Genomic DNA, 22,986 nt, shown 5'->3' with positions numbered 1-22,986 from the left:
ATGGTAACCCGGAGCTTCCAGGAAGAGTATGTAAAAATTCTTCGGGATTACCTGAGTGCTCAAGGGGAGGACCAGCTTTACGGAGCCCAGCAGTTGGGCAAATGGATGCTTTCTCAAGATATTTCGCCAGAAGAAATAACTGATTTGCATGCGCAAGCACTTGAGCAGCTCGGGGAAGTGCCAGAGTTTGTGCGCTCCTCCTTCTCCATTTTGACAGAGGTCATGATTGAATATGGGAACGAGCACCGATCCGTAAACAGCTGGCGCAATAGGCATCAGCAGATGGAATCAGAAATAGCCGTGGCAAAAGCGATGCAGCAATCACTTTTGCCAAGTGAGGTTCCAGTCTATCCAGAACTAGAGATTGGCGTAGTGAGTATTGCAGCGAAACAAATCTCGGGCGACTATTACGACTTCATTGAACAAACCGAAGGTCGTTTCGGCGTCGCCATAGCAGACATTACCGGTAAAGGAATGCCTGCTGCGATGTGTATGTCGATGGTGAAATATGCGATAGACAGCCTTGGACAAATGGAGCTGGGTCCCGAAGAAATGCTGCACCATTTAAACCGAATCGTGGGAAGAAATATTGATCCGAGCATGTTTGTGACGATGATGTTTGGAAGTTACGACTCGAAGGAACACTGTTTCCGTTATGCGATGGCAGGACACGAGCCAGGATTTTTGTACAGGTCGGCCGAAGGGAAGTTTTACGATCTCGATGGGCGAGGGAATGCACTCGGTTTATGCCCAAACAGTGAATATGAGGTTCAGGAGATTCGTTTAGAAATAAATGATGTTCTGATTCTTCTGACGGATGGTGTAACAGAATGCAAAAATAACCGATATTATTTGCAAAGGGAAGAGCTTGTACACCATTTGCAAAAAGAGGTGGGCGAATCTGCCCAAAAGATGGCAAACGGCCTGTACAATAGACTGCTTCTGCTCTCCCAGTTTGACCTGCTGGATGATTACACCATGATTGTACTTCGAAGAACCTAAGCAACGTACGGGGGGTAGACGCAGATGGACCTGCTAATTAAGACAACGAGCCTTGAAACTGAGCACCGAGTGGTCCTTGGTGGAGATATTGATGCTTTTACAGCACCGAAAGTTAAGGAAACACTCATGTCACTCGTCAACAAACCGGATATCAATCACATAACGGTTGATTTGGAAGCAGTAGAATACATGGACAGTACCGGAATTGGAATTTTCATCGGGATTATGAAAGAGTGCATCCAACGAAATCGTACATTTGAGGTGCACAAATTGTCTCCGCGTGTGGAAAGGCTATTTCGCATTACTGGCTTATACGATCATATTGCCATCCGCAAAGGAGAGAGCGAGTAATGGGTCCAAATCGACCTCAGGCAGACGTGATTCAATTGACTTTGCCAAGCAAGGCGGAGTATTTGGGAGTAGCGCGTCTGACTGTATCCGGTATAGCCAACCGTATGGGCTTTTCTTATGAAGAGATTGAGGATATCAAGCTTGCCGTCGGAGAAGCATGTACGAATGTAGTAAGACATGCATACAAGGAAACAGAGAATCCTGGCTCCATTCATATCCAATGCCACGTTTATGAAGATCGATTGGTGATCGAGGTAAGCGATCAGGGCGTTGGATTTTCAAATGAGCTCATTGCTGAGCAACTGACGCCGATTTATGCAGGGAAAAGCATAGAGGATTTGGATGAGGGCGGGCTCGGGCTCTATCTCATTCACACGCTTATGGATGAGGTGGAGACACGCTCTGAATCAGGGGTAGTAGTCTCCATGACCAAGTATGTTCGGCAGGATGGGGTGGCTGGAAATGACTGGACAATCTCGGAAGCAGAAATATAGTCCAGAGGAGTTGAAGGAGCTCATCCACCTGTATGGTGAAACAAAAGATCCTGCGATACAGGAACAACTGGTGAGGGCCTATACTCCTCTTGTGGAATCGTTAGCGAAGAAGTTTGTTCGCGGACAAGTCATGTATGAAGACCTCGTGCAAGTCGGACTAATCGGCCTGCTTGCTTCCTTTCGTCGGTTCGACCCTAGCTTTGAGCGGACATTTGAGAGCTTTGCGATCCCGACCATTGTTGGGGAGATTAAGCGCTATATTCGGGACAAGACATGGAGTGTCTATGTTCCGCGAAGAGTAAAGGAACTGAGCCCGAAGATCAAACGGGTGGTCGACGAGCTCACGATCAAGCTACAGCGTTCTCCCCAAATTGCGGACATTGCCAACAGCCTCGGCGTTACAGAGGAAGCGATTCTGGAAACCTTGGAGATGGGGCGCAGCTATCATTCTCTCTCTATGGACAGCGAGCTGGAAGCGGATCTGGATGGCAATACCATTTCTTTACTCGACCTAGTGGGGTCGACAGAAGAAGGGTACGGAGCAGTCGAGCAGAATCTGATGCTGGAGCGGGCCCTGCAAATTTTGGATCACCGTGAAAAAGAAATCATACAATTAACTTTTTATCAAAATTTGAGTCAGAAGCAAGCTGGGGACATCATGGGGATGTCGCAGATGCATATTTCCCGCCTTCAGCGCAGGGCGTTGGGCAAGCTGAGAGAAGCATTGAAAGTGGAACAGCTGGAAACCGCGACGTAGAGGGGCCAAGTGGCTCCTCTTTTTTCTTCCCTTTTTCCAGTCCTTGTTAGCAAATGTGGTACAATAAACGACGAAGAATGAGCGCAGGAGGACAGGTATGGAGCTTACGTTGATGATCCAGACAATCGCCCAAGATACGGGTGTCAAACCTCACCAGGTGGAGCGCACGGTTGCCCTCCTGGATGAAGGAAACACGGTTCCTTTTATTGCCCGCTACCGCAAAGAAATGACGGGGCAGCTAGATGAAACACAAATTCGAGCGATTGAGGAACGCGTTCGCTATTTACGCAACCTGTCAGTGCGGAAGGAAGAAGTCGTTCGGCTCATCGATGAGCAAGGCAAGCTGACGGACGAGCTGCGCGCAGCTATTGAGCGTGCGACAAAGCTGCAAGAGGTAGAGGACCTGTACCGCCCTTACCGCCAAAAACGCCGCACGCGTGCAACCATGGCCAAGGAGAAGGGACTAGAGCCACTTGCCAACTACCTCATGAGCTTACCGAAAACCGGGAATCCGGAAGAAGAAGCAAAACCATACATCAACCCGGAAAAAGGCGTAGAGACGACTGAGCAAGCTCTGCAAGGAGCAATGGACATCGTGGCGGAACTTCTGTCTGATGACCCAGAAATTCGCCAGTGGGTTCGCCAGCGCTCCGTGCAAAAAGGATTGCTTCTGACTGAGCAGAAAGCCGAAGAAGCAGACGAGAAAAATATATACCAAATGTATTACGCATATAGTGAGCCTCTGAAAAAGGTCGTTCCACATCGGGTACTGGCCATCAATCGGGGAGAAAACGAAGGCATTTTGAAGGTTTCCATTGAAGCACCTGTCGCAGAGATTGTGGCTTGGATGCAAAAACGCACCATTCCTCGTGATACAGTAGCCCGCGATCTGCTGACTTTGACAGTCGAGGACGCATATAAGCGTCTGATTGCCCCTTCTATTGAACGAGAGGTGCGCGCCGAGTTGACAGAGGCAGCCGAGGAACGTGCAATTCACATCTTTGCAGAAAACCTGCGCAATTTGCTGCTTCAACCGCCTGTAAAAGGAAAAGTCGTACTTGGCGTCGATCCGGCGTTTCGGACAGGCTGTAAGCTCGCCGTTGTAGACGAAACCGGCAAACTGCTGGAGGTTGCCGTCGTTTATCCGACCCCTCCGGCCAATAAAGTGGCTGAAGCTACAGTGAAAGTGAAGCAGTTGATCGAAACCTATGCAGTTACGGTTGTCGCGATTGGCAACGGTACTGCTTCGCGCGAGACAGAACAGTTCATTGCCACGCTACTGAAAGAGCTGAAGCGAGAGGTAATGTACATCATCGTGAACGAGGCAGGTGCATCCGTATATTCCGCATCCACCCTGGCCAAGGAAGAATTCCCGGACCTGGATGTAGCAGAGCGAAGTGCGGCCTCAATCGCGCGTCGCTTGCAGGACCCGCTCGCTGAGTTGGTCAAAATCGATCCGAAGTCCGTCGGGGTTGGTCAGTACCAGCACGATGTTTCCCAATCGAGGCTGGCAGACAGTCTGCAGTTTGTGGTTGAGTCTGCCGTAAACCATGTCGGAGTAGATGTGAATACCGCTTCTCCTTCTCTATTGCAGTATGTATCAGGGATCAGCCGTCAAGTGGCGGGGAATATCGTGAAAAAACGGGACGAGGTCGGGAAGTTCACGGAGCGCTCCCAGCTGAAGGCGGTTCCGCGCTTAGGTGCCAAAACGTACGAGCAGTGTATCGGGTTTCTCCGCGTGATGGATGGAGCGAATCCACTGGACAAAACACCGATTCACCCGGAATCGTACGATGCGACCCACCAGCTATTGTCGATGCTGGGTATTAACGCTCAGGAGATCGGCAGTGAGAACTGCAAGGAGCGCGTGCAGTCTTTGGATGTAAAAGAGACTGCTGCGAAGCTCGGGATTGGCGAGCCTACGCTGCAAGACATTGTGGACAGCCTCTTACGTCCTGGTCGCGACCCGCGTGACGAGCTGCCAAAACCACTCTTGCGAAGTGATGTCCTCCAGTTGTCTGATCTGAGTGTGGGCCTGAAGCTGCAAGGTACTGTGCGCAACGTGGTCGACTTCGGAGCGTTTGTGGATATCGGTCTGAAAAATGACGGACTCGTGCACATTTCCCGTTTGAAGAAGGGCTTTGTGAAACATCCACTTGAAGTAGTGACCGTTGGCGATATCGTAGATGTGTGGGTAGTAGAAATTGACGAGAAACGTCAGCGTGTAGGGATGACCATGATCGCGCCAACGGAAGGATAACCGCTCCTCCTTCTTCAGGTTCTCGCCACTTTCTCGGTGCTGAAAAGACGACTTTTTGAACATGAACTAAAAGGCGGCCTCCTGTCAGTCAGGGCGGCCGCCATTTTTTTCTAAATATAAGAACCAGCAACTGTTGAGCACACGAATTTGGCGAACGTCCTTCCCATTAAAGGCACGTTGCAACTGCCTGCGCATCCATTGTGGCATGAAAGTACCTCCTGGAGAGATTCGTCTATAGGCAATGTATGCGCAGAGACGAGCAGGAGGTGCCTACAATTTTCATTTACTCTTCTTCTTCGTGCAAATACTCCAATTGAGCTTGTAGGGCACGGATCTCTGTCAATAAAGAGATGAGCGGATACTCTGTCTCTTGTAGGGCAGCGAAGCGGCGCTCCAGACCACTGACGTACTCCAAACCATCCACGATCGAAAGCCCGCTCTCTAACCGATCTACATCCGCACAGTCTGCCAGAAGCGTAGGCAATTCTGGGCGCTCTGTGATCGTCAATTTGTCAATTTCCTTGTAAAGTCGTTTCAATAGAGCGATTAATTGGTACATATGCGTTTCTGGCAACGAGACAAACTGTAGTCCGTCACTGGACTGCAACAACAAATAGCGCATGAGCTCCTCCACCATTCTGTCTACCGTTTATTTGTGAAAAACGTCTCGACGTTTTTCATTAAACAGGATATGACCGCATGCGGTCGTCAAATAAACGGTCACAACCGTATATTTGCACTCAGTGTAGCCTATCTGTCTGGCACTTTTCAACTGGAACTGCTATGGTGAAAAGAAGGAAGCGGAGGAGATGAGATGACCGATACGGAACTGCAAATGCTGGTAGAGCAGATATCCAGCGAATTTTTTGCCAAGCCCTTTCGCCATCAGGCCCGCTTTAACAGCAGATTGCGCACGACTGGCGGTAGGTACTTGCTGCGCTCGCATGACATTGAGTTGAATCCAAAGCATTTGCAGGAGCATGGTGCGGAGGAATTGATTGCGATCATTAAGCATGAGCTTTGCCATTATCATTTACACATAGAAAAGCGCGGGTATCGCCACGCTGATCGGGATTTTCAACTACTTCTGCGTCAGGTGGGGGGAAGCCGATACTGCCAACAGGTAGGAAACGGTCGGACGACCCTGCCTTACCGCTACGAGCTGGTATGCAAGGCATGTGGCATGAGCTACAAACGCAAACGAAAGATGAACCCGAGCCGCTATCGTTGCGGACGCTGCAAAGGAAAGCTGCTGTTGCGCGAGCTAACGACGTAAAGAGTCAGAGGCGGTTGGCTTTCTTGCGCGTCTTTTGACAGCAGGGGTATAATGAACAGACGAAAAATGTTTTCCGCGAAGGAAAAGGAGCGCTTGAAGTGGCACACGACGAATTTTCCCTGATCCGGCAATGGACGAGTCGTTCTGCGGGGCAGGAAGGGAACGGTTTGACTGTCGGGATAGGGGATGATGCCGCTGTCTTCTCCCCAGCGCCAGAAATGGAAGTCGTGGCTTGTTGCGATGCGATGGTGGAGACGGTTCATTTTTTGAAGAAAACGATGAATCCTAGTGATATCGGATATAAGGCTGTTATCAGCAATGTGAGCGATGTTGCAGCGATGGGCGGGGTTGCCCGGTATGCGCTTGTCAGTATCGCGGTAAGTCCTCAATGGACGCCTGACGAATGCCAGCAAATCTATGAAGGTATTTACGAGGCTTGTCAGGCATATGGGGTTCGTGTCATTGGTGGCGATACCGTTTCTGCGCCTGATGCCCTACACCTGAGTGTTACCGTACTGGGCGAGGTGGAAAAAGGGCGTGCCATTCGTCGTTCACAGGCAAAGCCTGGGCAGCTTGTTTTTGTTACAGGGCATGTCGGAACTTCTGCAGCAGGACTACATCTTCTCCTGCAAGGCGAGACTGCTGAAAGAAGCGTTTCTTTACCTTGGGAGACATTGATGGATGCTCATCAGCGTCCCGTTGCCCAAATAAAAGCGGGCAGACTGCTCCTAGAATCAGGGGCATGCAGTGCGCTGAATGATGTAAGTGATGGACTTGCGTCTGAGCTGTGGGAGATTGCCGAGGCGAGCGGCGTATCGATTTTGGTCGATGCTGCAACGGTACCGATCCATGACGAAGTGCGGGAGTATGCACGGCACGTAGAGAAGGATCCGCTGGAATGGGCTTTTTATGGCGGTGAAGATTATCAATTGGTCGGAACGCTTGCGAAAAGTCACTACGAAGCCGTAAGCAAGCAATTTGCCGCTAGTGGTGTACCGTTTACTGTCATCGGTGAGGTGGTAGGGAAAAGGTATGAGCCAGAATTGATGCTTCAGCGCGATGATCAACAGCTCCCGTTGCCCAAAGCGGGATTCAACCATTTTAGGAGTGGATGAAAGAGATGAGCTATACATGGAGGCTCACGGGAGCGCAGGAGACGCAGCGCTTTGCCGAGCAACTGGCAAGTCTGCTTGTACCAGGTGACTTCCTCGCGATGGAGGGAGATCTGGGAGCGGGCAAGACGACTTTTACCCAGGGGTTGGCCAAAGGACTAGAAGTCCGACAAGTAGTGAACAGTCCGACCTTTACTATCATAAAAGAATATCAGGGGCGCTTGCCGCTTTATCATATGGATGTCTACCGGGTAGGCGATGACCCAGACTCTCTTGGTCTGGACGATTACTTTTTTGGAGAAGGTGTCTGTGTAGTAGAGTGGGCCTCTTTGATCGAGGATGTCCTGCCGACAGATCGGATGACCGTCTTCCTACGTAGAGAAGGGGAGGAACAGCGGATGATCGAGCTGGTTCCTCAAGGGAATCGTTATGTGAAATTGTGTGAGGAGTTTGATTTTGATGCGCGTACTGGCGATTGATACATCGAATCTGGTGCTAAGTGTAGCTGTGGTAGAGGAAGAGCGGGTCTTGGCCGAAATGACGACGAACCAGCAAAAAAACCATTCCGTGCGTCTGATGGACTGCGTCAGTGAACTGCTCGATGCAACAGGAACAGCGCCAGAGGAACTCAGCGGTTTCGGGGTGGCAAACGGACCGGGCTCCTACACGGGTGTAAGAATCGGCGTTGCCTCTGCGAAAAGCATGGCTTGGTCACTGAATGTGCCAGTCATCGGTGTATCCAGCCTGGAGGTAATTGCCATGAATGCCACAGGCTTCTCTGGATTGATTGTACCGCTGTTCGATGCGCGCAGAGGTCAAGTGTATACCGGCTGTTATCGTTCCGATGGCATGGAGGCGTTGCGAGCGCAGTCCACAGAACAAATCATCCTATTGCGAGAATGGCTGCCACTGTTGAGAGATCAAGCGCAAGGAGAGCCGATCTTGTTCTTGGGTGAAGATGTAAGGCTGCATCGGGAGACGATTGTGCAAGAGCTCGGGAATCAGGCGCAATTTGCTTCTCCAGCATTCAATCACCCGCGTGCTGCCCATATCGGCTATGTGGCACTGCGCAAGCTTCAAGGCGGCGGAAATGCGCATGAACTGGTTCCGGAGTATTTGCAACTGGCAGAAGCAGAAGCGAAGTGGCTTGCCCAAAAGCAGGCGGGGGCCGTAAAGGAGTAAAAGCATGAGTCAACCAATCGATTTGGAATATCGTTATATGACGATGCAGGACGTTGGGGCTGTGGCAGAGCTGGAGCGCTTGGCTTTTACAACTCCATGGCCGCATGATGCATTTGTCAACGAGCTGACGAGAAATCCAAATGCACGCTATGTAGTCGTCGCTCACCAAAATCGGATTATCGCTTATTGCGGTATGTGGATTGTGATCGATGAGGCACATATTACAAATATTGCCGTCCATCCATTATATCGTGGAAAAAAGGTTGGATTGGCACTGATGATCAAAATGATGGGTGTTGCCAAGCTGCAGGGTGCCCATAGCATGACGCTGGAAGTTCGACCTTCGAACACAGTTGCGCGGAACATGTATATCAAGCTCGGCTTTAAAGAGCATGGGCGGCGCAAGAGATATTATTCGGATAACAATGAGGACGCAATCATTATGTGGGTGACATTGTAATGAAAAAGACGTATACGTCGCGCTACGAGAAGCGCATACAGCAAAAATACGAAGCACATAGGGAATCAGGTGCTCCTACTTATATTTTAGGAATTGAAACAAGCTGCGACGAGACATCGGCTTCTGTCATCCGTGATGGCCGAGAGGTGCTGTCGAACGTCATTGCTTCCCAAGCCGATATCCATAAAAGGTTTGGCGGAGTCGTGCCGGAGGTGGCTTCTCGCAGACATGTAGAGAATATTACGCTTACCATCGAAGAGGCTCTAACCGAGGCTGGGAAAACGCTGGATGACATCCAGGCAATTGCGGTGACGTACGGGCCTGGGCTTGTCGGAGCCCTGTTAGTTGGCGTGGCAGCAGCAAAAGCCATTTCCATGGCCAGAGGCATCCCGCTAATTGGCGTGCATCATATCGCAGGTCATATTTACGCGAATCGTCTGGTGCAAGAAATGGAGTTTCCGCTGATCGCACTCGTCGTATCGGGCGGGCATACGGAGCTTGTCTGGATGAAGGAGCACGGTCAGTTCGAGATTTTAGGGGAAACGCGAGATGACGCTGCAGGGGAAGCGTATGACAAGGTAGCACGAGCGCTGAATATGCCATATCCAGGCGGACCTCATATTGATCGTCTCGCACATGAAGGGGAGGCAAATGTACCGCTCCCTCGTTCATGGCTGGAGCCAGATTCCTACGATTTCAGCTTCAGTGGCTTGAAGTCAGCTGTGCTCAATACGTTGCACAATGCAGCTCAGCGAGGAGAGACGATCGAACCGGCGAATCTGGCTGCGAGCTTCCAAGACTCGGTAACAGAGGTGCTCGTAGAAAAGACGATTCGGGCAGCTCGTTCTCATGGAGCGAAGCAGGTACTGCTGGCCGGGGGCGTCGCGGCGAATCGCGGATTGCGTGATCGACTGCAAGCAAGGTGCGAGGCAGAAGGAATTCCGTTGGTGATTCCACCGTTCTTACTATGTACGGACAACGCTGCGATGATTGCGGCAGCAGGCTTTATCAAGTATGAAAAAGGACAGTTTGAGGGGCTTGATTTGAACGGAGTCCCAAGCTTGTCGCTTTCTGAGCAATAGAGTGACCGGATGAAAAGCATCTCTGAGGTTGAATCAGAGATGCGTTTTTTGTTTGTTTAAACGAAGGGCTTCTTCCTACGAGGCCTTGATCAACATTTAAATACACAATTTAAACCCCAAATATACTAAGGGACCATCCAAGATGGATAGTCCCACATACTCATTCCTTACTTGCCACTCTTCACATCCTCAAAATTAGGACCTGCTTCGTCTCACGTCAGCATCTTTTCCAGCCAAGGGAGTAACTCTTTAGATTTATCCACATCATAGGATAACTTTCTGGATTGTTCACATATACTCCTGTGAATACTGGTGATAACACGAGAAAATGACCGGGAAAACCGCATGTACTCTGTGGATTATTCTGTGGAAAATGTGGATAAAAAAGTCGAGTTATCAACAGGAGGTAGACTCGTGAGAAAGAAACTCGCGCTGATTTGCTTGTTGTTCTTGATATTGTTTCTAGTTACAAATATAGGAAAACCATTGGTAGCAAAGGAAAAACAACAGGTCATCATGCTGTTTGTGGAGGGGATGTCGTTTCATGATCTGGAGCAGCTAAAAAAGTTATCTACTGTGGATAAATGGTTGGATGATGCAGGAGCTGGGGCTCTGTCCATAAGAACACCCGGATCGCGCACAGCCGCGAACGGCTACCTGCTCATGGGGAGCGGCGGTCAAGCGTTTTACTCTGAAAAGAGCGGGACAGGCTATCATCCGTATGAAGCGCTATCGTCCAGGGAAACAGCCGGTGAACGGGCGCAAGAGCTGGGCAGTGATCAGGCGCAGGCGGTGGTGCGCTCCTCGATCATTTTTCCGGGTATTTTCCGGCTCTTGGCAGATAATCGGGAGAAACCGTATTCTGCGCAAATCGGGCTCCTTGGGACCGAGCTTGCTGCAAACAACATTCAGGTCGCTTTATACGGAAACGGTGACTATGAGGATATCCGACAGAGACATGCCGTTCTGTTTGCGATGGATCAGCAAGGAAGGGTTCCGACAGGGGACATTTCTACAAAAAGCATGGAGCTCCTTCGCGGCTATCCGTACGGGATCAAGACAAACTACGCTTACCTGCTTGAGAAAATCCATAGTGAGCGTCAAGCGGGCTTGATCATTGCTCAACTCTCAGATTTATCCCGGTTATACCAGTTGAGTGCGGATATGGACCCAGGTCAGTTTACCCGGCAGTATCAGCGTGTTTTGCGTGACTTGTCCTTTTTCCTTGACCAGCTCCTTGTGGAACGTAAACCACACCAACGCATTGTATTGGCATCACCAGCCGTCAATCATGTGGCGACAAAAGAAAAGGCTCTCTTAACTCCAGTGTTCATTTGGGGAGAGAAAGCGAGTGGAGTTTTGACATCAGCTACCACGAGGCAGTCGGGATTAGTCAGTGGACTCGATGTGGTACCAACCGTACTGTCTTGGCTGGATGTACCCGTACCAAAAGGGTTGGCTGGTCATGTCATACGTATCGAAAAAGGGAGTGGTCTCACTGCCCTTCAGAATCAGGTAGGCGAGATTCATCATACATATGCGACACGGCCAGCAGTGCTCTATACCTACGTCATGCTGCAGATTGTCATTGTAGGGTGTGCCGTCGTTCTTTGGTGGTTTGGGCGGAAGCGGGAATGGGCAGGTCTTTTGCGGCTTCGTAGAGGAATACGTCTCGCGCTGCTGGCTTTATTATGGTTTCCCGCATTGCTTTTGGCAGAGAGCCTGCTAGACTGGCAGGTTTCTGGCGCGGTAGTCTTGGGGGGGCTTATCATGACTGCCCTGATCGCGGCTTTTTGGCAGGAAACCCACGCTCTCCCGCGAATCGTGATGACGGTTAGCGGAGTGACGACAGCCATTTTGCTGGTAGACGGATGGACGGGCGCTCATTTGATGCGGCAATCGTACCTCGGGTATGATCCAGTAATCGGAGCGAGGTTTTACGGGCTAGGAAATGAATACGAAGGGGTCCTGATCGGCAGCACGATCATGCTTGTGGCTTCGCTGTACGAGAGAATGCGTGGGGGACAAAAGGAGCTAACTAGGGAAAATAAATGGTTGCCTGCTGTCTCCGCAGCCATATACAGTGTCGTGCTTTATTACATGGTGGCACCGAACCTAGGAACGGACGCAGGCGGTTTTCTCGCGGGGCTGATTGGATTTTCCGTGGCATTGTCACGGCTTGAGGGCTGGCGAATCGGCAAAAAAGGCCTCCTTCTGTTGGCAGGCGGCCTAGTTATGGGAGTATGCAGTTTGATGGCGATCAGTCTCATGTCAGATCAGCCCTTGACTCATGTCGGACGGCTTTCTCAGCAGATTGTACATGGTGAATGGTCCGAGGTAGGGCAGATGATTGAACGCAAGCTGGCGATGAATCTCCGTTTGATTCGCGTTTCCATTTGGAGCAAAGCATTTGTCGTCTCCCTGATTGCATTAAGCGTTCTCAGCTTGAAAAACGACCGCTTTTTGCACCATTTGGCGAAGGACACGCCTTACTTAGTCAAAGGCTTTGCTGGTGTCATTGTCGGTGCACTGGCTGGGTTGATCCTCAATGACTCAGGCATCGTCACAGCAGCCACCTGCATTACCTTTCTAGTGGTGCCTGCTCTCTATGCCGCCTTGGAGGAGCCTGTGCAGGAGCGCTGTTCTACATGAAGACGGGATTACTCCTCTGATAGCGCGCTCCACTCGTCATACAACTGCTCTAGTTCTTCTTTGGCAGCATGGATTTGATCGTTGCGTTCTTTTGCCTGCACATGATCGCTATAAATTTCCGGGAGACATAGCTCTTCCTCCCATTTGACAATGTCAGCCTCTCGTTTTTGGATCGTGACCTCAATTTCTTCCAAACGGCGCTGACGTTGACGTTCGCGACGTTTCGCTTCCTTATCTAGCTCATAAGAGGATTTCTCAGGCTGTGCCGATACGGTACCGCCTTGTTTTTTTGAGGGCTGTGCTGCTTGTTCGGCTGCGAGTTCTTCCAGTTCCTGCTTTTTCTCCACGAAGTAATCATAGTTACCCAAATAGCTGGTTACGCCATCACCTGTCAGCTCTAGTACACGGGAGGCAATCTTGTTTAAGAAGTAACGGTCATGGGAGACGAACAGGATCGTACCCGGATAATCGTAGAGGGCATTCTCGAGCACTTCCTTGCTGAAAATATCCAAGTGGTTCGTCGGCTCGTCGAAGATCAGGAAGTTTGCTTGCTTCAGCATGAGCTTTGCCAGAGAGACGCGTGCACGCTCTCCTCCAGAAAGGTCGCTGATCTTCTTTTGTACATCATCACCGCTAAACAAGAAGTTGCCGAGTAAGGTGCGGACGTCCTTTTCCTGCATGTTCGGGTACTCATCCCAAATTTCGCCCAGCACCGTATTCCGTTCGTTCAGGTTACGATGCTCCTGGTCGTAGTACCCGATCGTTACATTGCTTCCGAAATGAATATCGCCACGCAGCTTAGGCAACTGTTCCACAATCGTTTTTAACAGTGTCGATTTCCCGATACCATTGGGACCGACCAATGCCACACGCTCCTCGCGCTCGATTTCAAACGTAAGGCCCTGAGAAAGGACAGCATCCGGGTAGCCAATCGCGACGTTGTTTGCTTTCATCACAATGGTGCCGCTCATTTTCGCCACATCAAAGGAGAAGTGGACGGATTTGTTGTTCATGATTGGCTTGTCCAAGCGGTCAATCTTTTCCAACGTCTTGCGTCGGCTCTGTGCTCGTTTGGTCGTCGTAGCCCTAGCGATGTTTCGCGCGATGAAATCCTCCAGCTTGGCGATCTCTTCCTGCTGCTTTTCGAATCGCTTCAAATCCTGTTCGAGCCGAGCTGCCTTTTCATCGAGGAAGCGGCTATAGTTACCGACATAGCGGGTAGCGCGTGTCCGTTCGATTTCATAGACAACGGTCACGAGCTTGTCCAGAAAGTAACGGTCATGGGAAACTACGAGAATGGCACCCTGGTAGTTTTGCAAATACGTCTCCAGCCAAGTCAGTGTCTCGATGTCCAGATAGTTCGTCGGCTCATCGAGCAGGAGAATGGTGGGAGATTGGAGCAGCAGCTTGGCGAGTGCCAGACGAGTCTTTTGTCCGCCGCTCAATGTGCGGATCGGCGTCGTGTAATCGAAGTCCGCAAAGCGCAGGCCGTGCAAAACCCCACGTATCGCACCCTCGTAGCTGTAGCCGCCCTTTTCCTTAAAGGCTTCCGAGCGGTGAGAGTAATTTTCCAACAGTTGCTGGTAACGTTTCTCATCAGCGAGAATAGCCGGGTCGCCCATTTTGGCCTCGAGCTCACGAAGCTCCAGCTCTTCTTTTTGTAGATGGGAAAATACGGAGAGCAACTCATCCCAAATCGATCGTTCCGATTCAAGGCCACTGTTTTGTGCCAAATACCCGAGTGTAACATCCTTTGGAATGCGGATAATTCCTTTGTCATAGCTTAGCTCGCCGGCGAGGATCTTCATCAGAGTCGATTTGCCTGCACCGTTTACGCCAACCAGACCAACCCGTTCCCCGGTTTGAATTTGCAGGGAGATGTCTTGTAGAATGGTTTCGATACCGTACGTTTTTTCTATATGTTCAGCTTGTAGCAAAATCATCGGATTCACCTCTTTATATACTAATGCCAGTGTAGCCTAGAGAGAGCGCATGGGACAAGCCTCGTGGGAATGTCCCATGCACGTTACGAGAGAGGGAAGAGGTTGTCATGGACCAAAAAACGAATAAAAAACAGCTGCGAAGCCATATTTTGGAGAGACGCAAGTCCATGTCTGCAAGGGAACGGGAGCAGTTTTCCAGAGAGGTATGCGATCATTTGCTGTCTCATGAAAGGCTGGCTGATGCCAAAGCAATCATGGCTTTCCATCCTTTTGGAGATGAACTGGATATTCTGCCCTTTCTACATGAGGCAAAAAAGCGAGGCCAAGACATATGGCTGCCGCTCACAAACGTTGCCGATAGACGTCTCATTCCCTATCGGTATACAGGACCGCACATGCTAAAGCAAGGAGTCTACGGGATTTGGGAGCCGGACCCTGCTTTGGCAGAAGAAGCGGACGTATCACACTTGGATGCGCTCCTTGTTCCCGGCGTTGCTTTTGACAGCAAGGGCGGACGTATGGGGTATGGCGGTGGTTATTATGACCGCTTTCTGGCAACGCTGAAAAAGCTCCCGTTCTTGGTTGGAGTCGGCTTTTCTATTCAGGTTGTGGAGCATGTACCGCTAGAGTCTCATGATGTTTTGTTAGATGAAGTTGTCACCGAAAAAGGTCTTCTGCATTTTTGAATGTTTTGTGTCAGTAGCTTTTTCATGCCTTCTACTGTCGCGAATGGTGCTATCCGCCAAGGAAAAACGACGAGACGTTTTTGACAGAAAAGTGTACAATACTATCGAATGAGAAACCGGAGGAATGTATCGTGAGCAAGTGGAAGGTAGGCGTTATTTCTGCAAGTGATTCGATTGCCAGAGGAGATCGTGTGGACGATCGTATGCCAATCGTTCGTCATCTGACAAGGGAATGGCTTCACGTAGATGTCGCTGTATACCGTGCCGTTAGTGATGATATGGAAGATTTGCAAGAACATATGATTGAGCTCGTAGACCGCGAAAAATGCGATCTGTTGATTGTTACGGGGGGCACGGGGCTTAGCCCGCGTGACGTTACGCCAGAAGTGACAGCGTGGGTCATTGACAGACCAGTCCCAGGCTTGGCCGAAGAAATGCGCCGTGCTGGTTTGAAGCAATCCCGCCGGGCGATGTTGACCCGGGCAGTTGCGGGAACGAGGGGTAATTCGTTGATTATCAACCTCCCAGGTAATCCGAAAGGAGTAGAAATCTGTTTCAATGCGATTGGCGATATGCTATCCGACGCTTTGCACATTTTGCAAGGAACGGGAGAAGCAAATGAAGATTGGGGAGGATTGCATTGGTAGAAAAACCTCAGATGCGGGAAGTGCCAGTGCGTGAAGCGATCGGAATGATGCTTCCTCACGATATGACGCAAATCTTGCCTGGAGAATTCAAAGGACGCTTGTTTAAAAAAGGGCATGTTGTCACCGAGGCGGATATTGAGCCGCTGTTGTCGATTGGCAAAGAACATATTTACGTGCTGGAGATGCCAGAAGGCTACATCCATGAGGAAGAAGCAGGCATTCGTATCGCGAAGGCTGTATCCGGACCAGGCTTGACCTTGACGCCTCCTTATGAGGGCAAGGTGTCGATGAAGGCTGCGAGAACCGGTTTGGCCAAAATCAACGAGGAAGCTGTCCATGCGTTGAACAAACTCGAAGGAATTGCGTTCTCCACGATTTACGGCGATCAGGTCGTGCATCCGGGACATACATTGGCTGCTACGAGAATCATCCCGTTAATTATGGAAGAGTCTCGAATCATCGAGCTGGAGCAACTGGCCAAACAGTTTGACGAACCGATTGTACAAGTAAAAACGTTTCAGGATAAAAGAGTGGGGCTTGTTACGACAGGGGGAGAAGTTTTCTCTGGCAGGATTGCAGACAAGTTCGGTCCTGTGATTCGAAACAAGGTAGAAGCTCTCGGCTCTACTCTAGTAGACCAGCGTTTTGCGCCAGATGACAAGGAAGCGATCGAACAACAGATTCATTCGTTCCTCGATGAAGGAGTCGATCTGATCTTGGTCACGGGTGGCATGTCTGTCGATCCAGATGACCGCACGCCGGGAGCGATTGCAGGAGTAGGAGCGGAAGTAGTGCGCTACGGTACGCCGATGCTGCCGGGCTCCATGCTAATGGTTGCTTACAAAGGCGATGTGCCGATTCTCGGTTTGCCGGGAGCGGTCATGCATGAAACGTTTACTTCCTTTGATGTATTTTTGCCGCGCATTTTGGTTGGGGAGCGAATAGTCGCTTCCGATATGACAAGACTCGGATATGGTGGTTTACGAAAGTGCTAGCTGGTTAGACTGGCAAATAACGAAAAGCAAACGACTTCACAAGAAAAAGGAGTGAACACGTATGAGCTCAATCGGGATTCCTGGATTAATCTTAATTTTAGTTTTAGCCTTGGTGCTTTTCGGTCCGAAAAAGCTTCCAGAATTGGGGCGTGCGGTAGGTCATACTTTGAAAGAATTCAAAAATGCTACGCGTAGTCTGACGAGCGACGATGAAGACGACGATGAGGAGAAAAAGCGCAAGGAGCTAGCCTCCAAAGAAGCGTCTGCGAAAACAACGCCTGTTGTCACTGAGAAGGAAGCAACGGAGCGGGAGCGAATTGAACGCGAAGTTCGTGAAAAAATGGAACGCGAGCGCTTGGAAAAAGAAATCCGCGAGAAGCTGGAGCTAGAGCGCCTGCAAATGGAAAAAGAACAGAAGAACGCGTAACAGGTAAGGTTGGTGGTTACCATGAAGGATCAGGAAATGACAGTGGTAGAACACCTGACGGAACTGCGCAAGCGCATCATATGGGTGCTGGCCGTGTTTATTGTCGCACTGGTCGTCGGGTTTTTCCTCGCCGGTCCACTCGTGGATTATTTAAAGCAAGAACCGATTGCGGATGGCGTGCCCATTGTCTCGTTGCATCCGTCAGACGCACTTCGTGTTTACATGCAGGTTGCCTTCATAGTGGGCGCTGTCATCACACTGCCTGTAGCACTTTATCACGTTTGGCGTTTTGTTTCGCCAGGGATGGAAGTACAGGAAAAGCGCGGGACGCTTTATTTCATCCCGGCGGCTTGTTTTCTGTTTATCGTTGGTATCCTGTTTGGCTACTACGTCGTTTTCCCGATGGTCATGCAGTTTATGACCAGTATTACAGCATCGATGGGCGCAGACCCGAACTACGGAATCGCGCAATACTTTGGCTTCATGTTTAATATGGTCATTCCGTTCGGCATACTGTTCCAACTGCCGATTATCGTCATGTTCCTGACGAGACTGCGCATCCTCAATCCAATGAGGCTGGCAAAGGCACGACGCTACGCTTACTTTGCACTAGCTGTAGTCGGGATTACCTTAACACCTCCTGAGATTGTCAGTGATATTCTCGTGATCATCCCTTTGCTGTTGCTGTACGAGCTGAGCATTTGGCTATCCCGTGTTGTATATCGCAAGCAATTGAAAGAACAAGAAGCGTGGGAACAAGAATACGGCAGTCTGGAAACAAACGAACCCGTTCAATAATGAGCGTTGAAAAAAGTCTTCTGTCCCGAGTGGCAGAGGACTTTTTTTGTATTTCAGCAGAAATTGGGAAATACTACGGAAGTTATGATCCGGGAGGTGCTGAATATGTGGCTGATCGTATGTTTGGCGTTGCTCTTTTCTGGGAGTACTGCTAATGCCGCCGGGCTGGGGGAGCCTATCGAGCTGTTTGATACGGACAAGCAGCGCGTTGTGGCTAGCTTTGAAAATACATCTGGCTTTCAGGAGGAAGCCCAGCAAATTTTGCAGAGTGTGAGTGGACGGGTGTTGGAGTTTAATCCATCGTTGGATTCCGCCATGATCGTGAAAATTCCGCTTGTCCCCCCAAAGCCAATAAAGCTAAAATCCGCTAATCTCGATGCGATGATTGCAGAGATGTTTGTCATCATGCCCAAAAAAGGGGAGCGTCGTCCGTGGCTGATTCTGCACACGAAAGAATATGAGACGGTCGTTGTGGAGTTTACCGAAAAAGTTGACCATCTGAGAGAGCAGGTGAAATTGCCGTAAAGTGGCGCTTCTTCTTGCAAAAACAAGCCCGGTCGTCCATAAAAAGCGACGAAACCGGGCTTTTCGATTATTTCATGGGAGTGAGGAAGGTTTGGGTGAAGTAGTCTGTATATACGCCCACTCCTAATTGGGTAAAGCCTTTTTCGAGTACGTTTTTGCGATGACCTGGACTGTTCATCCAGCCTTCATGGGCTTCGATGGCATCTGTGTAGCCTGCTGCAATATTCTCTCCGGCCATGCTGTAAGCGAGAGAGGCACTTTTCATGCGGTCAAATGGATTACTGCCGGTAGTCACAGAGATGTGATCAAAGAAATTGTTGCCCTCCATGTCTATGCTGTGTTTTCGTGCCACATCGGCAGCTTTTTCGTTCCATTGAAGGGGCGCAAGCTTGTATCGGTAGCGGGAGACATTGACCAGATCGAGGATTTGCCGTTCAGATGCAGCATTGACTTGCTCTCGTTCACCGACACGAAGCGGCGGGGGATCAAAATTGGGTGCCTGACCTTGATAGGTCCATTTCGTTTCGTAAAAACTGCCGCGCAATAGCATTTGCGTATCCATCATACGTACGGCGGTGACTTTGTTGCCATTCTGCTTGTCCAAGTAATAAATGAAGGGGGTGCCGTCTTTCATAACGAGAGGGCGTTGCTGCTTTTGATTGGTAATCTGGATTTGTGCCCCCTGAAAAGAGAAAGAAACAATGTTGTGTACATCCAACTGACGCTCGAGTGATTGCTGGCTGGTGCCAACTCCGATGTTTCCGAGCTTTGCTGTCGGAGCAAGAGAGTACACATCGACGACTTTGTCATCTGCGATGCCGACTTGAATGTATCGGGCAGGCTCACGATTGTACACCCACCATTGAAAGCCGAGACTGCTTGGCTCTTTGCGGGCAGGCTCACCTAACAGTTTGTGTACTTCCTTAGAAGAAATGCCAAGAGCTATATCGAAAATCGTGTTAGGCTTCTCCTCTCGAATGGGTGCTGCAGGTGGTTTGGTTGTTGCAGGCTTTTGGGGAAGCGACAGAGAGGCAGGGACTGCATCGGGTGTAGTCTGTTTTTCAGGTTGTCCGATTGAGAATACAGGAGGTTGACCGACCCAAGCAGTTTGGGAAGTTTCATCCCAACCGATAGGCTTATTCAAGTGGCGACTGATCATGGACAGAGGTACATATAGCGTTCCTTCGTATTCTAAGGAAGCTGGTATTTCCTTGCCATCCTCCGTGTAGTACTCGGGCTTTTCGTTTGCGACGATTTCACGGCCATCCCAATAGATGGAGGCTGGGTTAAGGTTGACACGTATAAAGGAAGTAGTATCCGAAGTGAAGAGACGGCTGATTCCCAAGACTCCCAGGGCAATTAAGCCAATCCAGAGCCATTTGTGCATGGAACAATTCCCTCCTTGGCGAGCTTGCCTGATTCTATGCTTCATTTATATGAGCGTGTCCGAATACTAGAACCTTTTTGCTAGAGAATGCAATTTAATAGGAGGAAGAGTAGTCAAGCAGTTGCATATGGAAAAAAGTGAGGGAAACTACTTGCAAAGTACATAGTGATTCATTATTATAGGAATTGGGTGTTAGCACTCATAACAGTCGAGTGCTAACAACAGAAATATTGTTTACCTACATTTTTTGAGGAGGGTGTTTTTAGTGCTTAAGCCATTGGGTGACCGTGTGGTAATCGAAGCTATCTCCAAAGACGAAACGACTGCAAGCGGTATCGTTTTGCCTGATTCTGCAAAGGAAAAACCGCAAGAAGGCCGCGTAATCGCAGTAGGTTCTGGCCGTGTTGCTGACAACGGCGAGCGCATCGCTTTGGAAGTAAAAGAAGGCGATAAAGTAATCTTCTCCAAATACGCTGGTACTGAAGTAAAGGTAGACAACAAAGAATACCTCGTGCTGCGCGAATCCGATATCCTCGCGATCATCGGTTAAGGCTCTTAACATAGGAAGTCGAACGAATAAACACATAACAGGAGGTAGAGATTAGATGGCTAAACAAGTCAAATTCTCTGAAGACGCTCGCCGCTCCATGCTCCGCGGTGTTGAAACTTTGGCAAATGCGGTTAAAGTGACCCTCGGTCCAAAAGGCCGCAACGTGGTTCTTGAGAAAAAATTCGGTTCTCCGTTGATCACTAACGACGGTGTTACCATCGCGAAAGAAATCGAACTGGAAGACGCTTACGAAAACATGGGTGCGCAATTGGTTAAAGAAGTTGCTACCAAAACCAACGACATCGCTGGTGACGGTACAACAACTGCAACTGTACTTGCTGCAGCTATGATCCGTGAAGGTCTGAAAAACGTAACTGCTGGCGCTAACCCAATGGTTATCCGTCGTGGTATGGAAAAAGCAGTTCGTGCAGCTGTAGAAGAAATCAAATCCATCGCGAAGCCGGTTGAGAACAAATCCTCTATCGCGCAAGTAGCTGCTATTTCCGCTGACGATCCAGAAGTTGGTAACCTGATCGCTGAAGCAATGGAAAAAGTGGGCAAAGATGGCGTAATCACTGTTGAAGAATCCAAAGGATTCGTAACAGAGCTGGAAGTAGTAGAAGGTATGCAATTTGACCGTGGCTACGCTTCCCCTTACATGATCACTGACACTGACAAGATGGAAGCGGTTCTGAACAACCCTTACATCCTGATCACTGACAAAAAAATCTCCAACATCCAGGAAGTTCTGCCTGTACTCGAGCAAGTCGTACAAAGTGGCAAACCACTCCTGATCATCGCTGAAGATGTTGAAGGCGAAGCGCTCGCTACTCTCGTAGTGAACAAACTGCGTGGTACCTTCACAGCTGTAGCGGTTAAAGCTCCTGGCTTCGGCGATCGCCGCAAAGCTATGCTGCAAGACATCGCTGCTCTCACTGGCGGTGAAGTAATTACAGAAGAGCTGGGTCTGGACCTGAAATCCGCTAAGCTGGAGCAACTGGGCCGCGCTGGCAAAATCGTGGTTACAAAAGAAAACACAACTGTTGTTGAAGGTGCTGGCGACAAGGCTTCCATCGAGGGCCGCGTAACGCAAATCCGTCAACAAATCGAAGATACTACTTCCGATTTCGATCGCGAAAAACTGCAAGAGCGTCTGGCTAAATTGGCTGGCGGTGTAGCAGTAATCAAAGTCGGTGCAGCTACTGAAACCGAACTGAAAGAGAAAAAACTCCGCATCGAGGACGCTCTGAACTCTACTCGCGCAGCAGTAGAAGAAGGTATCGTACCTGGTGGTGGTACTACTTTGATCAACGCAATCAAAGCGGTTGAAGCGATCAACGTAGGTGGCGAAGAGGCTGTAGGTGTACAAATCGTACTCCGTTCCCTGGAAGAGCCAGTTCGTCAAATCGCTGCGAACGCAGGACTCGAAGGTTCTGTAATCGTAGAGCGTCTGAAAAAAGAAGCAGTGGGCATCGGCTTCAACGCTGCAACTGAAGAGTATGTAAACATGCTCGAAGCTGGTATCGTTGACGCGGCGAAAGTTACTCGTTCCGCACTGTCCAACGCTGCATCTGTAGCGGCTATGTTCCTGACTACAGAAGCAGTAATTGCTGACAAACCAGAAGAAAACAAAGCTCCTATGGGCATGCCAGATATGGGTGGCATGGGCGGTATGGGCATGATGTAAGAAAGCGGCTCGCCGTTTTCTTCAAAGAGAGGCAGACAAATCGTCTGTCTCTTTTTTGTGCTTGGCTTAATGCTGCCAATGAAACTGGCGATGGTGGGGATAGTTCATCTGATCGGAGTGTGGGATGACTTCTTTTAGCCGCTTATCTATTTAAGCGAAGAATTTAGCACCATTCCGTTAGGCGTGCTTACACTATTTGGGGAGTACGACACAGCTCATCATTACCGATGATTTGCTTCCAAGCAATTTATCGAAGGACTTACGTCGGGGGCGATAAAATGAGCAAACGCTGGATTAGCTTTGATCTGGATGGAACCTTGATGCAAAACCCATTTGGAGCGTGGGTATTTCCGGAGATTGCGCGTGTAATCTCCGGTCAGTTAGGAAGAGAGCATGATATTGTTTCAGAAATGGTAACCGAGCATGAGCGGCGTATGTCCCAAGAACGCTACGTAGAAGCGTATGATTGGGATGATATCCTTGTTAGTAGATGCGATGCATTGTGTATAGAAAAAAAGATTGATATTGAATCGCTGGTTCGGAAACACTCTGTAATGCCCAAGGTTGATTTGCTCGAGGATGGAATTCCCCAGATGCTCGAGGAGATAAAGAGGCGAGGCTTTTCGTTGGCAGTGGTCACAAATGGCTTTTACAAGTTTCAGGCACCAGTAATGGAGGCATTAGGTTTGCTGGATTACTTTGATGAGATCATT

General features: G+C 49.7%; 25 protein-coding genes (1 of these 25 only partly in view). 21 read left to right on the top strand and 4 right to left on the bottom strand.

Annotation, left to right across the window (positions count from 1 at the left end; translation table 11 throughout):
- The 5 genes from HP399_RS28500 to HP399_RS28480 all read left to right on the top strand — a co-directional run bounded on the left by HP399_RS28500 (position 1) and on the right by HP399_RS28480 (position 4,864).
- Positions 1-1,002 carry a PP2C family protein-serine/threonine phosphatase gene (locus HP399_RS28500; RefSeq protein ID WP_173621359.1) on the top strand — a complete coding sequence of 334 codons (1,002 nt, stop codon included), beginning with the start codon at positions 1-3 and terminating at the stop codon, positions 1,000-1,002.
- Positions 1,003-1,026: 24 nt separating this feature from the next.
- Positions 1,027-1,353: an anti-sigma factor antagonist gene (locus HP399_RS28495; protein WP_173621358.1), complete on the top strand. Its 327-nt coding sequence runs from the start codon at positions 1,027-1,029 to the stop codon at positions 1,351-1,353.
- Positions 1,353-1,847, top strand: coding sequence for an anti-sigma B factor RsbW (gene rsbW / locus HP399_RS28490; protein WP_173621357.1), 495 nt, complete (start codon positions 1,353-1,355; stop codon positions 1,845-1,847). The genes HP399_RS28495 and rsbW overlap by 1 nt, the downstream gene beginning before the upstream one ends.
- Positions 1,816-2,604 (top strand): RNA polymerase sigma factor SigB, encoded by a 789-nt coding sequence (sigB, locus tag HP399_RS28485; protein ID WP_173621356.1) that lies wholly within the window; start codon positions 1,816-1,818, stop codon positions 2,602-2,604. The genes rsbW and sigB overlap by 32 nt, the downstream gene beginning before the upstream one ends.
- Positions 2,605-2,701: 97 nt before the next feature.
- Positions 2,702-4,864: a Tex family protein gene (locus HP399_RS28480; RefSeq protein ID WP_173621355.1), complete on the top strand. Its 2,163-nt coding sequence runs from the start codon at positions 2,702-2,704 to the stop codon at positions 4,862-4,864.
- 84 nt (positions 4,865-4,948) lie between these two features.
- Here HP399_RS28480 and cmpA read toward each other — a convergent pair whose 3' ends face one another.
- On the bottom strand, positions 4,949-5,071 hold the full coding sequence (gene cmpA, locus HP399_RS28475; protein ID WP_012684250.1) for a cortex morphogenetic protein CmpA: 123 nt from the start codon (positions 5,069-5,071) through the stop codon (positions 4,949-4,951).
- Positions 5,072-5,147: 76 nt separating this feature from the next.
- Positions 5,148-5,486 carry a hypothetical protein gene (locus HP399_RS28470; protein WP_007721062.1) on the bottom strand — a complete coding sequence of 113 codons (339 nt, stop codon included), beginning with the start codon at positions 5,484-5,486 and terminating at the stop codon, positions 5,148-5,150.
- A gap of 192 nt (positions 5,487-5,678) precedes the next feature.
- Here HP399_RS28470 and HP399_RS28465 point away from each other — a divergent pair, with 192 nt between their 5' ends.
- From HP399_RS28465 to HP399_RS28435, 7 genes are all read left to right on the top strand, one after another.
- Positions 5,679-6,140: a SprT family protein gene (locus HP399_RS28465; protein WP_173621354.1), complete on the top strand. Its 462-nt coding sequence runs from the start codon at positions 5,679-5,681 to the stop codon at positions 6,138-6,140.
- Positions 6,141-6,238: 98 nt separating this feature from the next.
- Entirely contained in the window at positions 6,239-7,255 is a 1,017-nt protein-coding gene (thiL, locus tag HP399_RS28460; RefSeq protein WP_173621353.1) for a thiamine-phosphate kinase, read from the top strand.
- Positions 7,256-7,260: 5 nt separating this feature from the next.
- Positions 7,261-7,731 carry a tRNA (adenosine(37)-N6)-threonylcarbamoyltransferase complex ATPase subunit type 1 TsaE gene (gene tsaE, locus HP399_RS28455; RefSeq protein WP_173621352.1) on the top strand — a complete coding sequence of 157 codons (471 nt, stop codon included), beginning with the start codon at positions 7,261-7,263 and terminating at the stop codon, positions 7,729-7,731.
- Positions 7,712-8,434: a tRNA (adenosine(37)-N6)-threonylcarbamoyltransferase complex dimerization subunit type 1 TsaB gene (gene tsaB, locus HP399_RS28450; RefSeq protein ID WP_173621351.1), complete on the top strand. Its 723-nt coding sequence runs from the start codon at positions 7,712-7,714 to the stop codon at positions 8,432-8,434. Before tsaE ends, tsaB begins: the two co-directional genes overlap by 20 nt.
- A gap of 4 nt (positions 8,435-8,438) precedes the next feature.
- Positions 8,439-8,894, top strand: coding sequence for a ribosomal protein S18-alanine N-acetyltransferase (gene rimI, locus HP399_RS28445; RefSeq protein WP_012684257.1), 456 nt, complete (start codon positions 8,439-8,441; stop codon positions 8,892-8,894).
- Entirely contained in the window at positions 8,894-9,976 is a 1,083-nt protein-coding gene (tsaD, locus tag HP399_RS28440; protein WP_173621350.1) for a tRNA (adenosine(37)-N6)-threonylcarbamoyltransferase complex transferase subunit TsaD, read from the top strand. The genes rimI and tsaD overlap by 1 nt, the downstream gene beginning before the upstream one ends.
- 414 nt (positions 9,977-10,390) lie before the next feature.
- Entirely contained in the window at positions 10,391-12,628 is a 2,238-nt protein-coding gene (locus HP399_RS28435; RefSeq protein WP_173621349.1) for a hypothetical protein, read from the top strand.
- An 8-nt stretch (positions 12,629-12,636) separates the two neighbouring features.
- Here HP399_RS28435 and HP399_RS28430 read toward each other — a convergent pair whose 3' ends face one another.
- Positions 12,637-14,571, bottom strand: coding sequence for an ABC-F family ATP-binding cassette domain-containing protein (locus HP399_RS28430; protein ID WP_173621348.1), 1,935 nt, complete (start codon positions 14,569-14,571; stop codon positions 12,637-12,639).
- A 107-nt stretch (positions 14,572-14,678) separates the two neighbouring features.
- Here HP399_RS28430 and HP399_RS28425 point away from each other — a divergent pair, with 107 nt between their 5' ends.
- The 6 genes from HP399_RS28425 to HP399_RS28400 all read left to right on the top strand — a co-directional run bounded on the left by HP399_RS28425 (position 14,679) and on the right by HP399_RS28400 (position 18,649).
- On the top strand, positions 14,679-15,257 hold the full coding sequence (locus tag HP399_RS28425) for a 5-formyltetrahydrofolate cyclo-ligase (protein ID WP_173621347.1): 579 nt from the start codon (positions 14,679-14,681) through the stop codon (positions 15,255-15,257).
- Between the two features lie 131 nt (positions 15,258-15,388).
- The gene (locus tag HP399_RS28420) at positions 15,389-15,904 is read left to right on the top strand and encodes a MogA/MoaB family molybdenum cofactor biosynthesis protein (RefSeq protein ID WP_007721035.1); all 516 of its coding nucleotides are present in this window, start codon (positions 15,389-15,391) and stop codon (positions 15,902-15,904) included.
- Complete coding sequence (locus tag HP399_RS28415) at positions 15,898-16,899, top strand: molybdopterin-binding protein (RefSeq protein WP_173621346.1); 1,002 nt, start codon at positions 15,898-15,900, stop codon at positions 16,897-16,899. Before HP399_RS28420 ends, HP399_RS28415 begins: the two co-directional genes overlap by 7 nt.
- A gap of 61 nt (positions 16,900-16,960) precedes the next feature.
- Positions 16,961-17,326, top strand: coding sequence for a twin-arginine translocase TatA/TatE family subunit (gene tatA, locus HP399_RS28410; RefSeq protein ID WP_173621345.1), 366 nt, complete (start codon positions 16,961-16,963; stop codon positions 17,324-17,326).
- A gap of 21 nt (positions 17,327-17,347) precedes the next feature.
- Positions 17,348-18,124, top strand: coding sequence for a twin-arginine translocase subunit TatC (gene tatC / locus HP399_RS28405; RefSeq protein ID WP_173621344.1), 777 nt, complete (start codon positions 17,348-17,350; stop codon positions 18,122-18,124).
- Between the two features lie 105 nt (positions 18,125-18,229).
- Positions 18,230-18,649 carry a hypothetical protein gene (locus HP399_RS28400; protein WP_173621343.1) on the top strand — a complete coding sequence of 140 codons (420 nt, stop codon included), beginning with the start codon at positions 18,230-18,232 and terminating at the stop codon, positions 18,647-18,649.
- 67 nt (positions 18,650-18,716) lie between these two features.
- Here HP399_RS28400 and HP399_RS28395 read toward each other — a convergent pair whose 3' ends face one another.
- Positions 18,717-20,036, bottom strand: coding sequence for a CAP-associated domain-containing protein (locus tag HP399_RS28395; RefSeq protein WP_173621342.1), 1,320 nt, complete (start codon positions 20,034-20,036; stop codon positions 18,717-18,719).
- Positions 20,037-20,301: 265 nt separating this feature from the next.
- On the opposite strand from HP399_RS28395, the gene groES reads away from it, so the two are divergent.
- The 3 genes from groES to HP399_RS28380 all read left to right on the top strand — a co-directional run.
- Positions 20,302-20,586 (top strand): co-chaperone GroES, encoded by a 285-nt coding sequence (groES, locus tag HP399_RS28390; RefSeq protein WP_007721023.1) that lies wholly within the window; start codon positions 20,302-20,304, stop codon positions 20,584-20,586.
- Between the two features lie 55 nt (positions 20,587-20,641).
- A complete protein-coding gene (gene groL, locus HP399_RS28385; RefSeq protein ID WP_173621341.1) occupies positions 20,642-22,273 on the top strand; it encodes a chaperonin GroEL in 1,632 nt (543 codons plus the stop codon).
- A gap of 278 nt (positions 22,274-22,551) precedes the next feature.
- On the top strand, positions 22,552-22,986 hold the 5' portion of the coding sequence (locus HP399_RS28380) for an HAD family hydrolase (RefSeq protein ID WP_173621340.1). Its footprint extends 348 nt past the window's final position; 435 of the gene's 783 nt are visible here — the first part of the coding sequence; the start codon lies at positions 22,552-22,554; its stop codon lies off the right edge, out of view.

Source organism: Brevibacillus sp. DP1.3A (genome assembly GCF_013284245.2).
Classification (GTDB): Bacteria; Bacillota; Bacilli; order Brevibacillales; family Brevibacillaceae; genus Brevibacillus.
Note: the sequence above shows the minus strand (reverse complement) of the source record. Positions and strands in the feature narration are given on the sequence as shown.